The sequence below is a fragment of the Paenibacillus sp. FSL W7-1332 genome (genome assembly GCF_037969785.1).
Lineage (GTDB): Bacteria > Bacillota > Bacilli > Paenibacillales > Paenibacillaceae > Paenibacillus_AQ.
Window position 1 is genome coordinate 4,497,639 of record NZ_CP150209.1, and the last position, 21,917, is coordinate 4,519,555.

General features: G+C 49.7%; 19 protein-coding genes and 1 riboswitch. Of the genes, 7 read left to right on the forward strand and 12 right to left on the reverse strand.

All coding sequences use genetic code 11. The features are described from left to right. Positions 1 to 28 precede the first annotated feature (28 nt). Positions 29 to 1,480, forward strand: coding sequence for a DHA2 family efflux MFS transporter permease subunit (locus MKX98_RS20100; protein WP_339218058.1), 1,452 nt, complete (start codon positions 29 to 31; stop codon positions 1,478 to 1,480). 69 nt (positions 1,481 to 1,549) lie between these two features. Here MKX98_RS20100 and MKX98_RS20105 read toward each other — a convergent pair whose 3' ends face one another. Beyond that, positions 1,550 to 3,430 carry a beta-L-arabinofuranosidase domain-containing protein gene (locus MKX98_RS20105; protein ID WP_339218059.1) on the reverse strand — a complete coding sequence of 627 codons (1,881 nt, stop codon included), beginning with the start codon at positions 3,428 to 3,430 and terminating at the stop codon, positions 1,550 to 1,552. 194 nt (positions 3,431 to 3,624) lie between these two features. Here MKX98_RS20105 and MKX98_RS20110 point away from each other — a divergent pair, with 194 nt between their 5' ends. Continuing rightward, on the forward strand, positions 3,625 to 4,485 hold the full coding sequence (locus tag MKX98_RS20110; RefSeq protein ID WP_194543311.1) for an AraC family transcriptional regulator: 861 nt from the start codon (positions 3,625 to 3,627) through the stop codon (positions 4,483 to 4,485). 26 nt (positions 4,486 to 4,511) lie between these two features. On the opposite strand, the gene MKX98_RS20115 is transcribed toward MKX98_RS20110, so the two are convergent. From MKX98_RS20115 to MKX98_RS20125, 3 genes are all read right to left on the reverse strand, one after another. After that, on the reverse strand, positions 4,512 to 5,306 hold the full coding sequence (locus MKX98_RS20115; RefSeq protein WP_071220423.1) for an SDR family oxidoreductase: 795 nt from the start codon (positions 5,304 to 5,306) through the stop codon (positions 4,512 to 4,514). Positions 5,307 to 5,424: 118 nt separating this feature from the next. Beyond that, entirely contained in the window at positions 5,425 to 6,270 is an 846-nt protein-coding gene (locus tag MKX98_RS20120; protein WP_339218060.1) for an aldo/keto reductase, read from the reverse strand. Between the two features lie 109 nt (positions 6,271 to 6,379). After that, a complete protein-coding gene (locus MKX98_RS20125) occupies positions 6,380 to 7,585 on the reverse strand; it encodes an MFS transporter (RefSeq protein ID WP_339218061.1) in 1,206 nt (401 codons plus the stop codon). 192 nt (positions 7,586 to 7,777) lie between these two features. Here MKX98_RS20125 and MKX98_RS20130 point away from each other — a divergent pair, with 192 nt between their 5' ends. Next, positions 7,778 to 8,188 (forward strand): helix-turn-helix domain-containing protein, encoded by a 411-nt coding sequence (locus MKX98_RS20130; RefSeq protein ID WP_339218062.1) that lies wholly within the window; start codon positions 7,778 to 7,780, stop codon positions 8,186 to 8,188. A gap of 162 nt (positions 8,189 to 8,350) precedes the next feature. Here the strand turns inward: MKX98_RS20130 and MKX98_RS20135 are convergent, their stop codons facing one another. The 4 genes from MKX98_RS20135 to MKX98_RS20150 all read right to left on the reverse strand — a co-directional run bounded on the left by MKX98_RS20135 (position 8,351) and on the right by MKX98_RS20150 (position 13,282). Then, positions 8,351 to 9,349, reverse strand: a complete 999-nt coding sequence (locus MKX98_RS20135; RefSeq protein ID WP_339218063.1) for an ABC transporter substrate-binding protein — start codon at positions 9,347 to 9,349, stop codon at positions 8,351 to 8,353. A gap of 33 nt (positions 9,350 to 9,382) precedes the next feature. Then, entirely contained in the window at positions 9,383 to 11,098 is a 1,716-nt protein-coding gene (locus MKX98_RS20140) for an ABC transporter ATP-binding protein (protein ID WP_071220418.1), read from the reverse strand. A gap of 94 nt (positions 11,099 to 11,192) precedes the next feature. Continuing rightward, entirely contained in the window at positions 11,193 to 12,227 is a 1,035-nt protein-coding gene (locus MKX98_RS20145; RefSeq protein ID WP_339218064.1) for an iron ABC transporter permease, read from the reverse strand. Beyond that, positions 12,227 to 13,282: an iron ABC transporter permease gene (locus MKX98_RS20150; protein WP_339224531.1), complete on the reverse strand. Its 1,056-nt coding sequence runs from the start codon at positions 13,280 to 13,282 to the stop codon at positions 12,227 to 12,229. Before MKX98_RS20150 ends, MKX98_RS20145 begins: the two co-directional genes overlap by 1 nt. Before the next feature lie 233 nt (positions 13,283 to 13,515). After that, a riboswitch (Fluoride riboswitch) is annotated at positions 13,516 to 13,576 on the forward strand. A gap of 72 nt (positions 13,577 to 13,648) precedes the next feature. Between MKX98_RS20150 and MKX98_RS20155 the strand changes: the two genes are divergently transcribed. Next, positions 13,649 to 14,974 (forward strand): voltage-gated chloride channel family protein, encoded by a 1,326-nt coding sequence (locus MKX98_RS20155; protein WP_339218065.1) that lies wholly within the window; start codon positions 13,649 to 13,651, stop codon positions 14,972 to 14,974. Positions 14,975 to 14,991: 17 nt separating this feature from the next. On the opposite strand, the gene MKX98_RS20160 is transcribed toward MKX98_RS20155, so the two are convergent. The 3 genes from MKX98_RS20160 to MKX98_RS20170 are packed head-to-tail and all read right to left on the reverse strand — an operon-like array spanning position 14,992 to position 16,930. Further along, positions 14,992 to 15,675, reverse strand: a complete 684-nt coding sequence (locus tag MKX98_RS20160) for a hypothetical protein (protein ID WP_339218066.1) — start codon at positions 15,673 to 15,675, stop codon at positions 14,992 to 14,994. After that, a complete protein-coding gene (locus tag MKX98_RS20165) occupies positions 15,672 to 16,562 on the reverse strand; it encodes an ABC transporter ATP-binding protein (RefSeq protein ID WP_339218067.1) in 891 nt (296 codons plus the stop codon). The genes MKX98_RS20160 and MKX98_RS20165 overlap by 4 nt, the downstream gene beginning before the upstream one ends. Then, positions 16,562 to 16,930, reverse strand: a complete 369-nt coding sequence (locus MKX98_RS20170) for a GntR family transcriptional regulator (protein ID WP_009591066.1) — start codon at positions 16,928 to 16,930, stop codon at positions 16,562 to 16,564. The genes MKX98_RS20165 and MKX98_RS20170 overlap by 1 nt, the downstream gene beginning before the upstream one ends. 234 nt (positions 16,931 to 17,164) lie before the next feature. On the opposite strand from MKX98_RS20170, the gene MKX98_RS20175 reads away from it, so the two are divergent. The 3 genes from MKX98_RS20175 to MKX98_RS20185 all read left to right on the forward strand — a co-directional run bounded on the left by MKX98_RS20175 (position 17,165) and on the right by MKX98_RS20185 (position 21,070). Next, positions 17,165 to 18,298: a phosphodiester glycosidase family protein gene (locus MKX98_RS20175; RefSeq protein WP_339218068.1), complete on the forward strand. Its 1,134-nt coding sequence runs from the start codon at positions 17,165 to 17,167 to the stop codon at positions 18,296 to 18,298. A 305-nt stretch (positions 18,299 to 18,603) separates the two neighbouring features. Next, on the forward strand, positions 18,604 to 20,649 hold the full coding sequence (locus tag MKX98_RS20180) for a restriction endonuclease fold toxin (protein WP_339218069.1): 2,046 nt from the start codon (positions 18,604 to 18,606) through the stop codon (positions 20,647 to 20,649). A gap of 19 nt (positions 20,650 to 20,668) precedes the next feature. Next, positions 20,669 to 21,070 (forward strand): immunity 7 family protein, encoded by a 402-nt coding sequence (locus tag MKX98_RS20185; protein ID WP_194543323.1) that lies wholly within the window; start codon positions 20,669 to 20,671, stop codon positions 21,068 to 21,070. 173 nt (positions 21,071 to 21,243) lie between these two features. On the opposite strand, the gene MKX98_RS20190 is transcribed toward MKX98_RS20185, so the two are convergent. Beyond that, positions 21,244 to 21,882 carry a pyroglutamyl-peptidase I gene (locus MKX98_RS20190; RefSeq protein WP_220684768.1) on the reverse strand — a complete coding sequence of 213 codons (639 nt, stop codon included), beginning with the start codon at positions 21,880 to 21,882 and terminating at the stop codon, positions 21,244 to 21,246. Between the last annotated feature and the right edge of the window lie 35 nt (positions 21,883 to 21,917).

The window sequence follows — 21,917 nt, forward strand, 5'->3', positions numbered from 1 at the left end:
AAAAAAATATAACAGGAGGAGACAATACATGTCGACCACCATTACTACCATAAAAGAAATTCGCGCACCCTTATTCGCTATCATCATTGGCATGTTTATGGTCCTACTTAATATGACAGCCATGAATGTAGCCATTCCTAATCTAATGAATTCCTTTCAAAGCTCGTTATCTTTCATGCAATGGGCGACCACGGGTTATATTCTTGCCGAAGCGGCCATCATTCCGGTAGCCGGCTGGCTGGCTGATCGTTTTGGCAGCAGGCGCATGTTTATCCTGGCAATCTTCATTTTTACAATCTGCTCTATTCTGTGCGCACTCTCGGTCAACGCAGAGCAATTTATACTATTTCGTGTACTTCAAGGTTTAGGAGGAGGCATAGTCATGCCCATTGGTTATGCCATTGTCTTTCAGATCAGTCCTCCTGATAAGGTAGGAACCGTAATGGGATCGTACTTGGGCGTTCCCATTCTTATTGCACCAGCCATCGGACCCGTGTTTGCCGGGTGGTTGGTGGATAACGTTAGCTGGCCCTTTTTATTCTGGGTGAATGTACCTGTAGGCTTATTAGGAATCTGGTTTGGACTACGCTATCTTCCTAAACTGAAGAGTCAGACTCAAGCTAAGCTGGATAAACTCGGAATGATTTTTGGTCCAATCGCTTTTGCCGCCCTCGTCTATGGCGTGAATCAAGCGGGCGATGCCGGATGGGGCTCCATACAGACCATTATCGGCCTTGCGGTTGGTGTTGCGGCGTTTCTACTATTCATCCTGATTGAACTTGGAAGTAGCGAGCCGCTCCTTGAGTTGCGAGTGTTCCGCTCCAAGTCTTTTACAAGTGCTATGTTAATTCTATGGATAACAGCCGCTGCATTCTATGGAAACTTCTTTCTGGTTCCCGTTTATCTCCAGCAGGTGAAAGGACTTAATGCTTTTGATACTGGGCTTCTCATGATATCACCTGCTATTGCCAGTATCGTACTCATGCAGATTGGTGGACGTATGTATGATCGGTTTCGTAGTGTAAAGCTGCTTGTTATTATCGGTACTGCACTTCTTGGTCTGGGAGCATTCTTGCTCTTTACGGATTCATTTGGCAGAGGAACGGGAATCATCCTTGTCGCCATGACCTTAGCCGGATCCGGCCATGCATTATATGCTATGTCTTTGAACGCCTTCGTTATGAACGCTGCACCGCAAGGATTAATCAACCGTGTGACATCCCTAAACAATGCTTCACAGCAAGTTGTGGGCTCCTTTGCCGTGGCTGTCTTCTCAACATTGTTGACAACCCGTATTTCGGCCTCTTCTCATTCCATACCGAAAGACGATGCTTGGGCTGATGCGTTCTCGTTTACATTCCTTGTTGTGATGACTGTGGCCGCTCTTGGGGTCGTCATGGGGTTATTGCTCCGTAAGCCGTGGGAACAAGTGGATAAACCCATCGATCAGCAACAGCATAATAAGATGACGGGCGGATAAACAAGAATAAGAATCCCCTCAATAGGGGGATTCTACATTATAAAACGATTATAGCGTGCTTACTTTCACTTATTTCTTAACGGCTCTTTTCCGCTCTCCAATCAGAGGGAACTCACCGATCCGAAGCCTGGCGCTTCCGTATGGAACCAACTCCAATTCCGTAATGGGCTGTCCGTCCGTGTTCGGATGCAGCGGAGGGTTTCCGGCGTTGTTGCCTTCCATCTTCCAATCCCGAATCAGCTGGCCTTTCACCTTCACCCTGACAGGTGCATCCTTTGCCAGGAACGGCTGGCGGACCATATCCTGCTCAAGCACCTCGAATGACGTATCGGCGACCAAGCCGTATTTCCATGGAGATGCAGGGTAAATCTCCCAATCGTGGAACATGTCGCGCTGCCGGATCATCTGCCAGTTCTCCTTCACGGGCAGCACATACACCAGCGGCCCTCTTTCAATGCTGGTAGCGTACATGCTGCGCGTAACAGTCTTCACTTCCATCGGCAAATGAATATCCAATCGGTCGCCGTTCTGCCAGTTCTGTACGATTCGTGCATAACCGGACTGCACCTGGAATGGCAAATCGCGCCCATTCAGAGTTATGACAGGATCGTCGCACCAGGCCGGGATGCGCAGCGATAGAGGAAACGATGCCTCGTATTCCAGCGACAAATGGATCTGAACGCGATCCTTGAACGGATATTCCCCGGTTACCTCGACGACAGCCGGAACGCCTTGACGACCGACCGTCGTTCTCACCGTGCATGGGGCATAGGAAATGGCAACAAGCCCGTCCTCCTGATCCTTCATCCATAGGTGCGACGTTAGCTTTGGCCAGCCCTGATGCATATTGGCCGTGCAGCATCCGAAATTCGGCTCCAGACCGAAGACATTGGCATCCGGACTGTTGCTCCATGCCCGCGGAGCGACATTGCAGATCATCTGGTTGACTTGCTGATCATACTGATGCGAGGTCCAATCCGGGGAGATGGCGGCGGGCAGCGCATTAAATGCGACCTTCTCCAAAATATCCCCGAAACGTCCATCCCCGAAAATACGCGTCAGCTGCTCCATCGAGAACATATACTCCACGACGGCACATAATTCTACGCCTTGACTCGGATGGGTGCCGGATAACCATTCGTCTCCGGAGAACATGCCATGCGCTTGACCGTGATACGTCATTAGGGAATCGATGCCCCGATGCACGCTTTCCCGCTCCACCGGATTGCCACTCAATTCAAACAATACGCCCGGCGTTTTAATTCCCATCGCTACATTCACGACATGGGTCGTCCAATCCCACTCTTCGACCTTTCGCCAGAACGGAAAATCATGAAAGATATCGCTCCAGTCCGTTGTTTGTCCGGCAACGATATCGGCAAGCTCTAACAGAAAAGGTTGCTTCGTACTTCGATATAACCACACGATGCACAGCAGCATCTCCGCACCCCTGGTTTGGGCCCAGCCCCGCAGCGGCTGTTCCTCGATAACCGAATGGACATAAGTAAAAAACTTCGTCAGAAAAGGAATGATCCGTTCATCGCCCGTTGCTTCTTCATGCTGCATCATCACTTTCAGCATGATCATGTAATGCCACCAGTCCTGCTCCTTATCGATATCCTGATTGACGGAGGTTATGCGATTCGGACCGAACAAGCCATTCTCCTGCTGGCTCGCAAGCGACCACTCGATCCAGCGATTCGCTTTGGCAATCAAAGACTCGTCTTCGAGCAAATAGGCTAGCGGTAGCAAACCGTCAACATAATAAGGTCCCCGTTCCCAGCTCTCTCCCTGGCCGCCCAGCCACCCGTTCTCATCCCCTACGTCTTTCCACTGTTCTTCCAAATGTCCGGTAAAACCGCTTGCTTGAATCTCCAACTGACTCTTTAGCCATCCGGCCGGTTTAATCGCTCGAAGCGGCAAACTGTTAAACGCAGTCTCATGCAGCATCAACTTCCACACTCCTTGTTTCTGTTCTTGTAGGTGCACACTCTGGTAGAAATATACCATCTTACCCGGGCGGTGCCCTATACACAGAAACAACATCTTTTTATCCGATTGCAACATGCTGGCGTATTGAATCCGGACCGGCAAAGCGATTATCATAGAGAAAAGTCCGTTTTGAGGAGGAGGCCTGGTCGCAGATGATCTTCCAGTTGATGGCGCCGCCGTTGCCCCACTATATCATTTGTGGAGAAGATACCTATCAGGTAGGAGACAAACATCCGGATCGCTATAACATTGGGGTCTTTGATCTGATTCTGGTGACAAAAGGGGCGCTTTTCCTGGAGGAGAACGGAGCTGCTTACAGGGTGAAGGCCGGCTGCTACTTTATTCTTAGACCGGATGCAGCCCACCGGACATTTGAGCCCTGTCAGGAGGAAACCCACTTTTATTGGCTGCATTTTCAGACGCTAGGGTCTTGGATTGAAACAGAGGAGCTGACCCTTTTTGCCTTATCGCAAACCGATCAGCCTTATGTGCAGATCGAGCGTTTCTCTTTTTATATACCCAAGTATGGAGAGCTGCCTTCGATAGAGCAGGCGAAACTCCTGTTAGAGCAATTGCAGAACCTTCAGTCATCGTCTTCTTCCGCGGCACGCTGGAAACAGGAGCAGCTGCTGCATGAGCTGCTCCTGCTGCTTCAAGCCGAAGAGGACGGGATCCAGCATCAGAATCCTCAATATGCCATAGCCGAACGAACCGCCAACTATTTGAGACAACATTACAAAGAACCGGTTAGCTATCAGAGATTATCCGAGGCCATGCACTTCCACCAGAACTATCTGTCGATCTGCATGAAAAAAACGTTCGGCTGTACGCCCCTGGAATTTCTAACACGGCATCGGATCGAACAAGCCAAGCGACTATTGATCCACACCAACGATCCGATCGGACGCATTGCCGAAGAATCCGGATTCGGTTCTTTTCCGTATTTCATTCGCAGCTTTATTCGGTATACAGGCTTCAAACCCAAATCCTTTAGGCAGAAATACCGTTCCTAACAAAGCGTTCACAACACCTCGGTTGCTTAGAATACGCTTCGTACCAAGCCCCCGTCGATTCGAAGCGCTGAACCGTTAATCGCCGAGGATTTGGGACTGCTGAGATAAGTAACAAAATCCGCAATCTCCTCCGGTCGAATCAATCGCTGAATGATGGAAGTCGGCCGATTCTCCTTCATAAACCGCTGCTCTGCTTCTTCGATCGAAAGATCCTCATCCGGATATAGCGTATTCAGCATCGTTTCAACGCCTTCCGTAAGCGTGGAGCCAGGCATGACGGTATTCACCGTGACGCGGGTCCCTGTCGTCAGCTCAGCCAAGCTTCGGGAAAGGGACAGCTGCATCGTCTTGGTTGCGCTGTAATGTGCCATCTCCTGGGACGGCATGATGGCCGCTTCACTCGCGATAAATATAATTCGACCTTCATTGCGATTGATCATATTCTTCAAATAGTGCCGGGTTAAGCGAACTCCGCTCATGATATTGGTCTCGAAGAACCTGAACCAATCCGCATCAGGGATATCGAAAAATTCGGCAGGCTCAAATATCCCCAAATTATTGATCAGAATATCCACGACCGGAGCAGCTTCCCTGACCTGATGACAGCCCTCCTCCGTTCCGAGATCCGCCACGGCAATACGCAGCTCGGCATCCGGATGCACAGCGTGAATATCATGGATCGTCTGTTTTACTTTGTCCTCATGTCTTCCATTTATAATGACGGACGCTCCCTCGGCTGCAAGCGACATGGCAATCGCTTTGCCGATGCCGGACGTTGAACCTGTTACCAATGCGACTTTTCCCTTCAGATCCAAATTCATTAAACATCTCTCCTTCCGATATGTAGGAATGACCCTCCCGATTCCCGTCGTTACCGCCCGAGGTTCAGGAGAGCCACAATATTCATTAAACTTCTGTCCTTACTTAAACGCAGATTCCTTAGAAATCAAAATTGTCCGGATCCGGTCCCACCCTGTGATTTTGATTCAAGTTATCGATGCGCTGCATATCCTCAGCGGACAATTCAAAATCAAAGATATTCGCATTCTCGGCGATCCGATGTTCTTTGGTCGATTTCGGAATCGTGACAACGCCGTTTTGTAAATCCCAACGAAGAATAATCTGCGCGATCGATTTATGATGCTTCTCTGCGATGTGCTGAAGATCCTCTTGATCCAGCAGCTGTCCTTGCATTAATGGAGACCATGCTTCAAGCTGAATTCCATTCGCCTGGCAGTACGCCTGCAGTTCTTTTTGCGTTAGTCTTGGATGATATTCCACCTGGTTCACCATCGGTTTAATTTCCGTTTCCTTCATTAAACGCTCCAGATGATGGATCTGGAAATTGCTCACGCCAATGGCTTTAACGCGTCCTTCCTTGTACAACGTTTCTAACGCCTTCCACGCATCTATATATTTCCCTTCAACCGGCCAGTGTATAAGGTACAAATCCAAATATTCCAGACCCAGCTTTCGCAGACTTTCATCGTATGCCTTCAATGTCGATTCATAACCGAGATCGGCATTCCATACTTTAGATGTGACAAACAGATCTTCCCGCTTGATTCCGGCAGCTTCCAAGCCCTCGCGAATGCCTTGTCCAACGCCTTCTTCATTGCCGTATATGGCGGCAGTGTCTATGCTCCGATATCCATGATGGATGGCCGTGCGAACGGCATTCACCAGCTCCGGTCCTTCTTCTACTTTAAATACGCCAAGTCCAAACCAAGGCATGTTAACTCCATTATATAAAGTGGTTGTATCTTGTAAGTGTTGTGCTGTCATGTTGATAAACCTCCGAACATTTTTTTGTTTTTGTTGTAAAAAAGTTAGCCTATACAGCAGTATCTCCGATAATACGCTTAGACATCACCTCCCTTCATAAAATGATCATTTAGGCCGCTTGCTTACTCGGCTTATCCTTCTCCTTCCGTTCCAGCTTCAAGCTCCATCCGGTGAGAACCACCGCGCCGAGCACCATCAGCGCCCCGATCCATGCCGTATGAATCAGGCCCATGGAATTCGTGATTAAGCCGCCCAGAAAAGCGCCAATGGCGATGCCGGCATTAAATGCGGCAATGTTCAGCGCGGAAGCCATATTCACAGCCCCCGGTGCAAACCGCTCAGCCAGCATGACGACATAAACCTGTAGTCCCGGCACATTCATGAAAGCCAAAAATCCCATGAGAATAATCGTGATCAGTCCGGCCACTTGAAACGGTGCGGTAAACGTAAGCGTGATCAGCACCAGCGCTTGGGCAATGAACATATAGAATAATGCTCGAAGCGGGTTGCGATTGGCTGCCTTCCCGCCGATCACATTACCGACTGCAATGGCGATTCCGTATACTAGCAGGATGATGGCCACCGTATTTTCCTTGAAGCCTGTTATATCCTGCAGCAATGGGGATAAATAAGTGAAGACGACGAAGGTCCCCCCATAACCGAGGGCCGTAATCAGGAGCATAAGCAGCAGTCTTCCATTCGTCAGCAATTTAGCCTGGTCACGGAATGAAGTGCGTTCTCCCTTAGGCAAGTCCGAAGGGACCAGGATACTGTTCGCGATCAGCGCAACAATACCGACCACGACAATGGCGACAAAAGCAAGTCTCCAGCCCCACTGTTGACCTATAAACGTACCAAGCGGAACCCCGGTAACCGTCGCTACCGTCAGTCCCGTAAACATTATGGAGATTGCGGATGCCCTGCGGTTCTCAGGCACTACGCTTGCGGCAATGATCGAGCCGATCGACATAAATACGCCATGCGAAAAGGCCGAAAATACACGTGCTGCTAGCAGGATACCAATAGAAGATGCGCCCGCTGCCAAGCTGTTACCAATAATAAAAATGATCATAATCCAGAGCAGCAAAGTCTTCCTGGACATCCTTGATGTCAGCGACGTTAGGATCGGCGCACCGAAAGTAACGCCAAGCGCATACATCGAAACGGTCAATCCGGCGGTCGTGACGGATATGTTCATATCCTCCGCAATCAACGGCAGTAGCCCTACGCTGATAAATTCCGTAGTTCCGATGGCGAAGGCACTGACGGCAAGCGCCAGCAGCGCCAGCATACTTCTTTTCTTATCTATAATCATGATGTTCCTATTTCCCCCTATCCTATTCTCTTGCTTGTATATTGTAAAAATATGACGTATGGTGTAATCCAGCTGGCAAATGCTATTATGAGTGATATCATTACTTGTGTGAAGAACGTACTTTTTTGTAATGTAGGTACCTGGCAGTACCCTAGGTACTTTTTAGTGCCTATGAAGAATAGGAGGATGAATATGCAAACGAAGAAATACAACATCGCCGTCGAAGCGACATTGGAAGTGATCGGGGGCAAATGGAAATGCGTGATCCTCTGCCATCTGACCCATGGCCGTAAAAGAACCAATGAGCTGAAGCGTCTCATGCCGCACATCACCCAAAAAATGTTGACGCAGCAGCTGCGGGAGCTGGAGGACGATGGAGTGATCAATCGGATTATTCATAATCAAGTACCGCCTAAAGTGGAATATGAGCTGAGCGAGTACGGCATGAGTTTGAGCGGAATTCTGGATATGCTCTGTGCATGGGGGGAAAAACATATCACGAAGGTATACGGGGACAAATTCAGCGTGCTTGAGGACAGTATCCTGAATGATAAACTGAAAGTCTCGGACGAGCCCACAGCCACAGATGCACGCTTGACATGATTTATAAGCACTCTTGATACAAATAGCAAGGGCAAGGTCCGTGATCACGGACCTTGCCCTTTTCATATTCACTTTATGTCTTCAAACCATAAGATCAATTCAGGGATGAAAGAAATGTAATGCCCTCCTGCCCATTCCATGCGTAAGCACCGAGACCGGTGGTTATTTCGCATTCTCTTTCTCTTTTTGGCTGACGATCATATCCGTCACTTCCTCCGCCTGGGCCAGGACAGCAATCGGATCGAACGGCCAGAACCGTTTGGCATCAAGATAAAACACGCGATCCTGTTTGACGGCCTCAATCGAAGTCCACACCTTGTCCTTCTTATCCATCTCGGCACCGTTAGACTCATCAAAGAAGATGTAGTCGCCGGCATAATCATTCAGAACTTCCAGGGAAACCTCTTTGTAAGTCACGTTGGCATCAATCAATTCTTTTTGAATCGTTGCCGGAGGCGTTAACTGAAGCTCCTTGTATATTGCCAATCCTCCCCGATAAATGCCGTCGCCGTACAGGTAGAAGGTTTTGCCGAAAGCGCCAAAGATGGAAAAAGTTTCACCCTCTTCAATAACGCCATTCACTTTCGCGCGCAGTTCTTCTATTTTCTTATCAAATTCAGCGAGCCATTCCTTCGCTTCTACTTCTTTGCCAAGAATAGCACCCAATCCCTCTACTTCTTCGTGCACGCTTCGATAGGTTTCATAAGGCAAAATGACCGTCGGCGCGATTTTAGACAGCTTCTCGAAAACTTCCGGATCGGAGTTAGCGCTGATAATCAGGTCAGGGTTCAGTTCCACTATCTTTTCCGGAGCGCTTTCCCCCGTATTTTCTATGCCCTCAATCTTGTCTTGGATATGGACGTTCTCGAGATCCGTCGCTGTCGCGCCGACCGGCTTTTCTCCGAGCAGCAATAAGGTAGGTAAATATGCATCGACTACAATTCGCTGTGGATCGGCGGGATACTCGATCGGACCATGAATCGTATCCACCTTTCTAGTCATAGGAGCTGCGGCTTCAGTCTGGGGCTTGTCCGCGCCTGCAGCTGTTTCGCCTGAAGAACCCGCTTCGTTGGTGGTATTTCCATTCCCGCCACATGCGGAAATCAAGAACGAACATAGGATGAGCATGGAGAGAGTTACCCGAAATTTAGATGTGAACATAGTTTCATCCTCCTCATAAAGTTTAAGCTTGGATCAAGCACCGAATTGAGCCCGATGCAATCGGCTGTATATACCATGCGCTGCGAGCAGATCTTCATGGATACCTTGTTCGGCGATACCTTTGTCTGCAACAACCACAATGCGGTCTGCATTCTTGATCGTTGCTAGTCGGTGTGCAATCACCAGGGTCGTACGTCCCTCCGACAGTTCGGCCAGCGCCTGCTGAATCGCCGCTTCGGTCTCCGCATCCAATGCAGACGTTGCTTCGTCCAAAATAAGAATCGGCGGATTCTTGAGGAACATCCGGGCGATCGACAGGCGCTGTTTCTGTCCGCCGGACAGCTTAACGCCTCTCTCGCCAATTAAGGTGTCCAGCCCATCCGGAAGCGAAGCGACCAGATCCTCAAGCTGGGCACGGCTCACGGCTTTCATAATGTCGCTATCTGCAGCATCCAGTCGGCCATAAGCAATGTTTTCGCGAATGCTGCCATCAAACAGGAATACATCCTGCTGCACGATGCCAATATGGGAACGAAGGGATTGCAGCGTCATGTCCCGGATATCGATTCCGTCAATCGTAATCCGGCCAGCAGCAGTATCATAGAAACGCGGCAGCAGAGAACACAGGGTGGTCTTGCCCGCTCCGGACGGACCCACAAGCGCAACAGTTTCACCGGCTCGAATCGATAAATTAACATCCTGCAGCACTTGATCTTTGTTCTCGTAACCGAAGGATATCCCGTGAAAGGCAATGTCTCCCCGCAAATGGTTAACTGGCTTGGCACCCGGCGAATCCGCAACGTCCGGTTCGCTCTCAAGCAGCTCCAAATACCGCTTAAAACCGGCGATTCCCTTCGGATACATCTCAATCACCGCATTGATCTGTTTAATCGGCCCGAGGAACACGTTGGACAGCATGACAAAAGCGATAAATTCCCCGTTGGTCATCCGCCCTTCGATTACGAACCAAGTACCGCACACCAAAACGAACAGGGAGATGAATTTCATCAGGATAAAGCTGATCGAAGAGTTCCAAGCCATGATGCGGTAAGCAACCAGCTTCGTTAAGCGGAAGCGGTTGTTGTTCTCCGCGAAACGAGCCATTTCATGCTCCTCATTCGAGAAGGCTTGTACCACTCGGATACCGCTGACGTTGTTCTCCACCCGTGCGTTGTAATCGGCAATATCGGAGAACATGCGCTTGAACGCAGCCGACATTTTCCCGCTGAAATACAGCGATAGATAGACCATCAATGGAACAATCACAAACGTCATCACCGCGAGCTCCCAGTTAAGTCCGAGCATGATGCCCAAAGCTCCGGCAAGCGTCATGACGGCGATGAACAGATCTTCCGGACCGTGGTGGGCAATTTCTCCGATATCCATCAAATCGTTTGTCATCCGCGAGACTAGATGTCCCGTCTTGTTGTTGTCAAAAAAACGGAAGGATTGCTTCTGAACCCGATCAAACAGTTTTTTGCGCATATCCGTCTCAATGTTGATGCCGAGTTTATGCCCCCAATAGGTGACGACGTAATGCAAGAAGGAACTGACAACATAAATGCCGAGTAGACCCAGACAAGCGTATAAGATCCACTTCCAGTTGCCGCTTGGCAGCAAGTCGTCAATCACGCGGTTGACGGCAACCGGGAATATCAATTCAAGTAAAGCCGCAAAGATAGCGCAGCAAAAATCCAGGATAAACAGCCCTTTATAAGGCTTGTAATAGGAAAAAAATCGACGCAGCATAAGGACCTCCTTAATCCGATATTCCGCTATTGAAATGAGCAAGTCCTTTCTTTTTAACAATTGCCCCATTTAGATCCGTGACGAACTTATCCTTTTATGCCCTCGATCTGGATAACAGGTACAGGAAATAAGGAGCACCGATCACCGCAACCACGATCCCCGTCGGAATCTCAGATGGTTGGATGATCCAACGCCCAAGGGTATCGGCCGTGATAACCAGCAGTGCACCAACCAGTGCCGTTACCGGCAGCAGCAGCTGATGCTTCGCACCGACCAAGCGTCTGGACAGGTGGGGTGCGATAAGTCCGACAAATCCAATTCCGCCGCTTACCGCAACGCACGAGGCTGCCAAGCCAACCGCCGCTGCCAACAGCTTCAGCTGCTCCTTCGTGACGGAAGCACCGAGTCCGGTCGCCATCGGTTCTCCAAGATTGAGAACGTTCATCACCTGCGCTTTATACATGACGAAGGGCAGAAGCACAAGGATCCATGGGAGCAATGCCAATACAAACTTCCAGCTCGAACCCCAAATGCTGCCCGCCAGCCAAGTGGCAACAAACTGATATTTTTCCGGACTCAAGCGCAGCGTTAGCACAATCATTGCCGCACTAATGCCAGCCGCAACGGCAATCCCTGTTAAGAGCAGCCCCGTCGGCTTAAAGCCCTGATTCTTCTTATAGGCCAGCACGCATATTAATGCAGCAGTTAAACTCGCCCCAATCAATGCAAGCACCGGCAGTAGATAGACAGGGGCCGCCGTCGTACTTGGAAAAAAAGAAATGAACAGCATCACCATCAAGCCTGCACCTGCATTAATCCCCAAGATACCCGGATCCGCCAGCTCATTACGGGATATTCCCTGCATCACACATCCCGATATCGCTAAGCCTGCCCCAATCAGCAGCGAGATGACGATACGCGGCAAGCGGAATTCGAACAGCACCAGCTCCTGCTTATCCGTCCCGCCGCCAAACAGTGTCTTTATGACCTCAAGCGGCGACAAACGAATGACCCCCGTGTTCATACTGATTAGGAATACTAGAACGATCAGGGCAGCCAGCACAGACAGGGTGATGATTTTGCGCTTCTTGTCTTTTCGCCCATGCATGGTATTCGTGATGGTCTCCATTACAGCTCCCTCCTTTCTTTGCGTGCCAAGTAGAGGAAGAAGGGCACCCCGATCAATGCGATGATCGCACCCACCGGTGTCTCGTAAGGAGGGTTCACCATTCTTGCTGCTAAGTCGGCAATGACGACCAGCAAGCTCCCCAGAACGGCCGAGCAAGGAATGATGAGGCGGTAATCCACACCAACCAGCTTGCGGGTGACGTGCGGAATCATGAGACCGACAAAGCCTACCGCACCGACAACCGAGACGGCAGCCCCTGCCAGCACCAGCACGATCACCGTTCCGGCCAGCTTGACGAGACCCGTTCGCTGCCCGAGCCCGCGGGCGATCTCATCGCCGAGGCTGAGCATGGTAATAGAGCGTGACAATGCAATAGCTCCCAATATAGCAGCGACGATCCACGGCAGCATAATCTTTAGGTGGACCCACTTAATCCCCGCGGTTCCGCCGGCATACCAGAACGCCATGTCCTGTCCGACCTGAAAATACAATGCGATGCCTTCGCTAAGCGCACTTAACAAAGCACTAAGGGCAGCACCCGCAAGAACGAGACGTACCGGCGTTAGGCCTCCTTTTGCCATGGAACTGACCCCATACACGAGAACCGCACCTAATCCTGCTCCAAGGAATGAGAACAGAATCAGGTACATATAAGGCAGCCCCGGAAAAAAGGAAAAACAGAGGGCAATGGCAAAACCCGCTCCCGCATTTAATCCGAGCAAACCGGAATCAGCGAGCGGATTGCGGGTCATCCCCTGCATGATCGCGCCGGATACGGCAAAGCAGGCGCCCACCATCGCCCCGCCGAGGACTCTCGGCAAGCGCAGTTCCTGTATGATCTGATGCTCCGTCACGTCGGGATTAAAGAAGAACACCGCTTCCCAAACATTTCTCAGATCAATATCGGCCGCTCCGAGCGATATCGATAAAGCTATGCCAAGCACCAGCGCTGCAACGCCGCCCGTAAGAATCAGGGTCGCAGCCCATGGTCGCCCCTTGAGTGTAACGTCGGTCTTGGAATCTGTAAGACTTGGATTGGACGTGTTTGCTGACATCATTTTCCCCTCAATAATATGATATTGATTCTCATTATCAACTGTAACTATAAAATATATGTCTTTCCTGCGTCCATGGACATCTTGAATTTCTCACCTGAAAAAAGTCCATGCCCAAGTCAAGCGTTTTTTTCCAAATATAAGCGATACTGCTTTGGGCTTAACTAAATGTCCCGCTCCTAATGGATTGTGCCATTGACACGGAAACCTCTATTCCATTACAATAAATGCTAATTGAATGAGGCGATGGAGTTCGCCATAACCGCTTCGATAGCTAATGACTCCTACCAGAGGTCGCTTTCCTGGTAGGAGTCTGTTTGTGTATTGAAGGGTTAGCGGCGAATATATAGAAACGGGTGAAACTGCATGATTAAAAAATGGTTTAACACTGCCGAAAAATGGCCATACGCCTTGTTGTCCGGTTACTTCATCAAATGGATCGTTCTGGGAAGTTTTGTAGGATTGATGACGGGCACCGCCTCCGCCTTCTTTCTTTACAGTCTGGACTATGTAACCTCCCTTCGCATGGAGAATCCTTGGCTGCTGTTCTTCCTTCCCTTGGGAGGGGCCGGGGTCAGCTTCCTATATTACAAGTTTGGCAAGAGTTGCACCAAAGGGAATAATCTCATCCTTGAACAAATCCATGGCGGTACAGAATCCGTACCATTGCGCATGGCGCCATTGGTGCTAATCGGGACATTGATCACGCATCTGTTTGGGGGATCTGCAGGACGTGAGGGCACTGCCGTTCAGATGGGAGGAAGTTTATCGGAGGGGTTCGGCAAGCTTATCCGCGTAACGCCGGCGGATCGAAAAATACTGCTAATCTGCGGAATTAGCGGCGGCTTCGGATCCATCTTCGGCACGCCGCTGGCGGGAACCCTATTTGGACTTGAAGTGCTTGCCATCGGACTGATCTCGCATCAAGCCCTATTCCCTGCATTCGTAGCCAGCTTGGTCGGGAATCTGATCGCCACCTCCCTATGGGGCGTCAGCCATCTGCATTATCCAATCGGAGAAATTCCGGCTTTGAGTTTCCTCGTAATCCTAAAGGTGATTTTCGCCTCGATTCTCTTTGGTCTGACAAGCCGGCTGTTCAGTGAGCTAACCCATTCCTTGAAGCAGTGGTACGGTTATTTCTTCCACAATCCGATGATCAAAAGCGCTGTCGGCGGCATCATCATCATTGCGCTGGTTTATCTGCTTGGGACACGCGAATATTTGGGGCTGGGACTCCCCCTGATTGAAGCCTCCTTCACAGACGAGGTATCGCCTCTCGCCTTTCTCGGCAAGATCCTCTTTACCTCGCTGACGCTCGGAGCAGGTTTCCAAGGAGGGGAAGTAACCCCGCTGTTTGCCATCGGTGCAACGCTGGGCAACGCGTTATCCGAATGGATCGGATTATACGCTCCGTTCCTGGCTGCACTAGGATTTATTGCCGTCTTCTGCGGAGCGACGAACACCCCGATTGCTTGCTTTATTATGGGAATCGAACTGTTCGGCGGGGAAGGCGCCGTGTATATGTTGATGGCCTGCGTTATCAGCTACCTGTTCTCCGGGCACTCCGGCATCTATACCTCCCAACAAATAGGCATATCCAAACACCCGCTTCTCTCGTTTCCGCTGGGCACAACGCTTGCGGGTGCAAAAACGTTAAATAAACAGAAGCACAAACAAAAGACGTCCAAGTAATCGGACGTCTTTTGCCTTTACACCGAGCTTTTGCGAATCGAACGGTAACTAAAGAGAGCAAGGATGAGCGTGATCGGAATGAACCACAGCGACAATTCAAAAGCAGTGTTTTTCACAACCCAGTCAATCACATGTCCCCACCGGCCATATTGGGTAATCAGTACGCTGAGCCCCGATAATAGAATGAAATAGGCCGCAAGCATGACAAAGGTTTTAATACCACGATGCCGAAGATAGAAAATACCGATTCCCATCCCGATAAAGGCAAATGAAACAAGTACTATGAAATAGATCATAAATTGTTCTAGCAACGTGCCGTCATTTAAATACGGCAGTTTAAAGAAAGATACCCGATTTCCCCAAGAACCCGTTGACCGTTCAACTTCAGCTAATATCAATAAAATGATTGACGTAAAGATGCTGTACGAAACCAACATAAGAACAGATCCTGCAAAGAAGTCCGTTCTTCGAATACTGAACCCTAGGGCGAATGGAAACAGCTGCAGCACCGAAACCAAAGCCCCGACAAAGACATAGATAAAAATCGTAGCCAAGCCACCGGCATAGAATGAATCTCCATTAACCATTAGGCTGATAAAATAGTTAGTCAGAAAACTGAATGCCGTGATTACCCAAGGCAAGTAAATCCAGGATAATTTCTGTTTCGTATAAATACGCAGTACGCCAGGAATTCCGTTCATAGTTGGCCCCCCACCTTTTCACGCTTAGTCAGATATACGATTAACTGTTGAAGGGAGACGGGGGCTGTTTCCAAACCCAATTCTTCCGCCTCTTTTTTTAACTTCGTTGATGCGCTTCCCATTAACGTAACGGACAACATGGAAGCGAAAGACTCCCGATGGATCACTTCCTGCCCCTGGATGAACGATTCGACCATCCCGGAGGGACCGACGATCGTATAAGCGCGTCCCCGCAAATCATCCGTGGCGTCGTCCAGCAATAATTTCCCGCCATCAATGACAATGATATGCTCCAGCAGTCTGCTAACCTCGTCGATCAAATGAGTGGACAGAATTATCGTACGCGGATGATCGGTGTAATCCTCGATCAATTGATCATAGAACAGCTCTCTGGCCACGGCATCCAGACCCAGATAAGGCTCATCAAAGATTGTAATGGGTGCGCGGCTGGCGAGTCCGACAATGATGCCAACCGACGATAGCATACCGCGGGACAATCTTTTCACGAGTCGCTTCATGGGCAATCGAAATACCTCGATCAGTTCCTTGGCATATTCCGCATCCCAGTTCGGATATACGCTCGCTGCAGTTTCCATCACATCCCTGACCGTGAACAGATCCGGATACTTCTGACCTTCCTTAATAAAGCATACCTGCTGGATGACCTTTAGATTTTCATAAGGATGCTCACCAAATACGCGGATCTCACCCTGGGTTGCGAATAGTTGCGCTGTGATCATCTGCATGATGGTCGTTTTGCCGGCTCCGTTCCTTCCCAGCAATCCGTAGATCTTGTTGGCTTCTACCGTAAAGCTCACATTATCGACGGCCATAGTATCCTTATATTTCTTACTCAAATTCTTGACTTCAATCACGGTTTGGCTCATCAGTCTTGCTCCCCTCTGCGGATCATTTCCGATAATTGATCTTTGGTAATCCCAAGCTTCGCCGCTTCCTTAACCATGGCGACAACGTACTGCTCATAAAACTCCGTCTTGCGCTTCTCCATCAGCAATTCACGAGCCCCTGAGGCTACAAACATGCCAATCCCCCGTTTCTTGTACAAAATCCCTTGATCCACCAGCAGATTAACGCCTTTGGCAGCCGTTGCCGGATTGATCTGGTAAAAGGCTGCAAACTGATTCGTTGACGGAACCTGTGTCTCCTCAGGCAGTCGTGCTTCGATGATGTCGTCTTCGATTTTGTCGGCAATTTGCATGAATATCGGTCTGCTGTCATCAATCTGAAATGCCATTTACCTCACCAACTTTCGTTTATAACCTTCATTGCATCATTGGTTAGTTACTCATGTAATTAACCATATAAGAGACGAAGCCCCTTGTCAATGGGTTGTCGGAATATATTTACAAAAATCAAGCAAACACAAGACTTTTGTCCTAAACAAATAGTCCTTACCTTCCGATAAAGTATAGGCGCAAATCCAGCGTTGCCCACTACAGATAAAGAGAAGAAGGAGCTTGAGAGGAACATGAAAAGAATCATTGCAATCGTTGTACTAGCCATGCTGACGGTAATAACGCCGCTGTATGCCGCATCCGCCGCCAAGAATTTGGCTTATGTGGACAAGAACGGCCAGTCCTATATTTCGGTCGGGGTCCTCAAGACCTATGATGGTGTAAAAGTGGCGTATACAGCCGCTGAAAAAAAACTCCATATTACTCGCGAAGATACTGCTCTCACCCTATACCTGGGCAGTCGGAATGCATACGTAAATGGCAAGAAGGTTCAGTCTAAAGCAATTCCGTTCTCCGAAAACGGCTCTACCTATGTACCCCTGCAATTTGTCAGTCAACATCTGGGCTTAAAGCTATCCTGGGGCCATAATAGATCCACCCTGAAAATTACGGACGGGAATGCAGCACACACGCTTCCTGTTCTATCTGGAACATTCATATCCAGCCAAACCAAGCCCGTGACGTCGACTAGAAAAACCTTTAAGGTTGGCTCCCGTTCCTTCAGCGCACAGGTGGTCACCGTTTCACTTCTCCATCCGAAGGTGGAACTGGACGTTGTTCTGGCAGGCAATAAAGCAGGGAAAGTCGAGGATTTGCGCAGTATAGCCAAGCGCAGCAAAGCCGTAGTAGCTATTAACGGCACATTCTTTGATGCCTACACTTCCGGTGCATACAAAGCGCCTTACGGCTATTTGGTCAGCAAAGGCAATATTTTGCACAAGGCCTCGGGGGATAATCGAACGATCTTCGCCTATGACAGCAACAGTCTGGCCGCCATGATTCCAGGACTTGATTTCAAATCCGTATATGATGCCGGACATATGGAAGGAGCCCTTCAAGCTGGCCCGCGTCTGCTGACTGACGGCAAGGTGACCCTGGACGTCAAGAAGGAAGGCTTCAAAGATCCGAAGATTCTAACAGGCGGCGGCGCACGGAGCGCGTTAGGTATCACGAAGGATCATAAACTGATCATGTTAACGACTGGCGGAGCAACCATTCCACAGCTTGCGGAAATCATGAGGCAAGCCGGGGCATACCAAGCGATGAACCTGGATGGCGGTGCCTCCAGCGGCTTGTATTATAATGGATCGTACTTAACGACGCCTGGGCGGCAGATTAGTAATGCCATTGTCGTAAAATATAAATAGTTACCTCCTCTCCCCTGTTTATCCGGTTCTTCTGCCGGCTGATCAGGGGTTTTCTTTATAAGCAGCACTACCTCCGCTTCGAGCTGCATATGCTGATCAAGAAAATGTTTCACCATGAGCACCTATTGTGTAAATATATAGCAAACTGTCTTTTGTGAACGATTCGTAGGCTGTGGTTCATTCAGCGGGGGGTGGATTCCATTACATCGTCTATTGCGGTCATACGGACGAAAATCAGGGACACGATCGAGGGGATATATCGGGTTTGGAGGGAATGGATTGGGAAATACCCTTTCATTGCCAAGGTGTATCACTTATTTTCCTGGCTTTCCCTACTTGTACTCGTTATTAGTCTGGTGCTGATCGAAGAATCACGGACCATGCTAGTTCAATATTTATGGTCTTTCTACGTATTGCTGCAATTTTGGCTGCTAAGCCGAAGCAAAACCGTTGCCTGGAAACAGGTCAGCTTGTTTGTTCTCTCAGGGGTTCTTATGGTCATTCCCTTGACCAATGGGACCATGCAGGGACTTCATTTGATTTTTGGAGGACGGACTACCGATACATGGTCATTTGCCGTCATGACCCCGGTTGTTGAGGAAATTTACAAGCTATTGCCGCTGGGACTGTATTTGTTTTTTTCAAGAAGAGCCACGACGTTAAGCCTTAGCGATTATGTATTGTTAGGGGCTGCTCCCGGCATTGGCTTTCAATTTATGGAGGAGCTGTCGAGGCGCCTGGTCCAAAGCAATTACGGGGTGTCGTTTCTCGGCGGCAAAACGCTACATTGGGAGTTCTTCGATTTATTTCCGGGCTACTTCGAGGAAAGTTTTATTCCGACCATGATGAATGTTACGCATCCTGTACATAGTGCCATGATCGCCCTTGGAATCGGCATCGCTTTCCGGTACGCCAAGCGTCTCTCTCGCTGGACCTATGCTTTTCCGGCTGTCCTTCTCCTCTGGGCGATCCTGAACCATGCGGCCTGGAATGGGCAGAATCGGCTGCCGGAGTGGACACTGACTCTTCATGAGTGGACCGGTGAAGGCTACCGAACCGAAGGCTTCTTCCTGCTCCTGCTGGTTGCAGGTTTGTTCATCGACTACTTCGATTTGCATCGAATCCGTGACCGTCTCCCGGTTCTGAAGGGTGAGGGCCTTATCAATCCATTAACGGAGTGTTGGCAGATGGCGCGGGCTCTCTTAACAGACCGGAAACGCCTAGGTTACCTGATGGCATTCTACCGAGAACGGCGCGAGCTCGGATATTCGTTATTATATGGCAATCTTGAAGCAGCAAACCAAAGGGATCAGATTCAGGAGAAGGTTAGACAGTATACTGCCGTTCTGGGAGCTATCGGCATCCTCATGCTTGCTGCAGGGCTTCTCTCCGCTATCGGCACTTCGATGATTGCTGCTGACTCCTCCTGTTTCGCATGCTTGTTCGACTCACTCCAGAACTGGTGGGACCGGCTTAGCGGCTGGGAGCAAGCGGGTATCATACTGGGAGCCTTTGCCCTTTCGCTGCTGTTTGTCAGCTTCTGGCCTGCTCTTGGCATTGCCTTGACCGGCGCAGGCATTGCGGGTGGCGGACACGAGATTGCCGGATACATCCGCGACCCGAAAAAGCTGCTGTCCCCACAAAATGCGGCAGCTGCCGTGTTAGCCGTCATCCTCAGCCGCATTCCGATAGGTAAAGGGGTATCTTGGCTGTCCAATAAGCTGGGTCCCACTGCGAGAAGGTGGCTGGATACGCTTTCCGAGAAGCTAGGTTTGAAAACGCGCAATGAGCCGGATGTTCCCACTGGCGGAACTCGGGATCCGAAGCCGGACACTACGAATGAACAGCCGGAAGAGGCTCCGAGGAAGCCGGAGGAAGATAAGCCTGACAATGAAAAGCCGGATGAAAATAAGCCTGACAACGAAAAGCCGGATGAAAATAAGCCGAATGATAAACCGGATGAAGAAAAACCTGACGAAACGGAAGGAACCCCGCAAGAGGTACCGAGATATTCCGGAGAGCTGCAGAAGGTTAACAAGCCGGATGCTGCCGCGGATGCGCTTGCGGAGCGACTTGGCGGCGAATCGAGAATGAAGTTTGATTCCGACCCGATCGGCAGGGAATTCGACGCCATTAGCGATGAGTATGTTGCCCAGACCAAGCCTGCCCTGCAGCAGGTTAACAAAAAGGTCCGCGATCAAATGAAAGCGACCTTCGAAGCTGCGGAGCAGACCGGCAGAAAGGTCTATTATCATTTTGAAGGGGAGCCCGCCCAATCGGTTATTGACAAATTACATGAATACAGCCAAAGATATGGAATAGAAGTCCACATTGATACCGATCCATTATAACGACAAGGAGTGAGCATTCATGTATGAATTTCACGGCTGGGCTGCCATTCAGGAGAATCCTGCGGAGGCGGATGCCGGGCAGCTCGACATGATCATTCAGAAAATACAGCTTAAGATAACCGAATTTGCTTGGGGAAGCGGCTTGTTATCCTTAAATGCGGCTAACGGCTCCTATTACCTTCATGTCGGAGGTTTTACGAACCGCAAGGGAGCCGAGGCTGCCGAGATCGTTGCGCTGTATCAATTGATCGGCGAAATCGCGCCCGGTTCATACGGTCTTCTGTATACCAGAGACGATGAGAATCTGGAAGGCTATGATAACGAATTCCGGGTTCAGGTGCTGGCACGCGGGCAGTTGAAGGAACAAAGCGATCCGTTTCTCTCCCCTTGCGTCCCGGTGATCGAAGACGAAGTCGATTAATGACATGATAACTAAAGTTAGATAATAAAAGAAATCCCGTTACTCGCTACGTCATGATGTTCTCATGGATGGCGGGTTACGGGATTTATGGTTTATCTGGATATGGATCATCTATTCAATGATGTAACTACTACATACTCTTTGCACAAATTGATTGTGATTGCCACTGTGACTTAAGCTCGTCCGTTCAATTCATCCATCGTTGCCTGTATGATGATCCGCAGGCCATTCAACATCGTTTCATGGGATAAAGTCGGCAAGGACGGCTTCTCCACGGCCATCTCCATCGATGCCGGAAAATGTACAAAACCGCCAATGGCAGATTTTTGCTTTAAGCGAATATCGTTCAAAATCGCATACATCGTATTATTGCAAATATACGTTCCGGCTGTATTAGATACCGCAGCTGGAATTCCCGCTTCCTTCAGCCTGTTGACCATCAAACGGATGGGAAGGGTTGAAAACAGTCCGTCCGGTCCATCGGCGTCTATCGGCTCATCTTGAGGTCTTGCCCCCCGATTATCCGAAATCGTCGATTCCGGCGGTATGTCCTTGATATTGATGGCGATGCGTTCCGGGGTAATGGCGGTCCGCCCACCCGCTACGCCGCAGGCAATGACCGCATCGGGCTCGTATGCCTTCATCTCTTGCAGCAGAATCTCCGCACACTCATCGTAATGTACGGGAAGAAGCAGCGTTCTGATCTCTGCGCCGGGGAAGGAATCGTGCTTGATGTCCTCAACCAGTCTCTCCGTTGGATTAACTGAGCTGCCGCCAAAAGGTTCAAAGCCTGAAATTAATATTTTTAGCATGTATCATATCTCCTGTACTCGTTTATGTAAACTGC

Excerpts from the sequence above, each read along its gene's own strand:
- MKX98_RS20100 (WP_339218058.1), top strand. The coding sequence starts at position 29 with ATGTCGACCACCATTACTACCATAAAAGAAATTCGCGCACCCTTATTC.
- MKX98_RS20105 (WP_339218059.1), bottom strand. The coding sequence starts at position 3,430 with ATGCTGCATGAGACTGCGTTTAACAGTTTGCCGCTTCGAGCGATTAAA.
- MKX98_RS20110 (WP_194543311.1), top strand. The coding sequence starts at position 3,625 with ATGATCTTCCAGTTGATGGCGCCGCCGTTGCCCCACTATATCATTTGT.
- MKX98_RS20115 (WP_071220423.1), bottom strand. The coding sequence starts at position 5,306 with ATGAATTTGGATCTGAAGGGAAAAGTCGCATTGGTAACAGGTTCAACG.
- MKX98_RS20120 (WP_339218060.1), bottom strand. The coding sequence starts at position 6,270 with ATGACAGCACAACACTTACAAGATACAACCACTTTATATAATGGAGTT.
- MKX98_RS20125 (WP_339218061.1), bottom strand. The coding sequence starts at position 7,585 with ATGATTATAGATAAGAAAAGAAGTATGCTGGCGCTGCTGGCGCTTGCC.
- MKX98_RS20130 (WP_339218062.1), top strand. The coding sequence starts at position 7,778 with ATGCAAACGAAGAAATACAACATCGCCGTCGAAGCGACATTGGAAGTG.
- MKX98_RS20135 (WP_339218063.1), bottom strand. The coding sequence starts at position 9,349 with ATGTTCACATCTAAATTTCGGGTAACTCTCTCCATGCTCATCCTATGT.
- MKX98_RS20140 (WP_071220418.1), bottom strand. The coding sequence starts at position 11,098 with ATGCTGCGTCGATTTTTTTCCTATTACAAGCCTTATAAAGGGCTGTTT.
- MKX98_RS20145 (WP_339218064.1), bottom strand. The coding sequence starts at position 12,227 with ATGGAGACCATCACGAATACCATGCATGGGCGAAAAGACAAGAAGCGC.
- MKX98_RS20150 (WP_339224531.1), bottom strand. The coding sequence starts at position 13,282 with ATGTCAGCAAACACGTCCAATCCAAGTCTTACAGATTCCAAGACCGAC.
- MKX98_RS20155 (WP_339218065.1), top strand. The coding sequence starts at position 13,649 with ATGATTAAAAAATGGTTTAACACTGCCGAAAAATGGCCATACGCCTTG.
- MKX98_RS20160 (WP_339218066.1), bottom strand. The coding sequence starts at position 15,675 with ATGAACGGAATTCCTGGCGTACTGCGTATTTATACGAAACAGAAATTA.
- MKX98_RS20165 (WP_339218067.1), bottom strand. The coding sequence starts at position 16,562 with ATGAGCCAAACCGTGATTGAAGTCAAGAATTTGAGTAAGAAATATAAG.
- MKX98_RS20170 (WP_009591066.1), bottom strand. The coding sequence starts at position 16,930 with ATGGCATTTCAGATTGATGACAGCAGACCGATATTCATGCAAATTGCC.
- MKX98_RS20175 (WP_339218068.1), top strand. The coding sequence starts at position 17,165 with ATGAAAAGAATCATTGCAATCGTTGTACTAGCCATGCTGACGGTAATA.
- MKX98_RS20185 (WP_194543323.1), top strand. The coding sequence starts at position 20,669 with ATGTATGAATTTCACGGCTGGGCTGCCATTCAGGAGAATCCTGCGGAG.
- MKX98_RS20190 (WP_220684768.1), bottom strand. The coding sequence starts at position 21,882 with ATGCTAAAAATATTAATTTCAGGCTTTGAACCTTTTGGCGGCAGCTCA.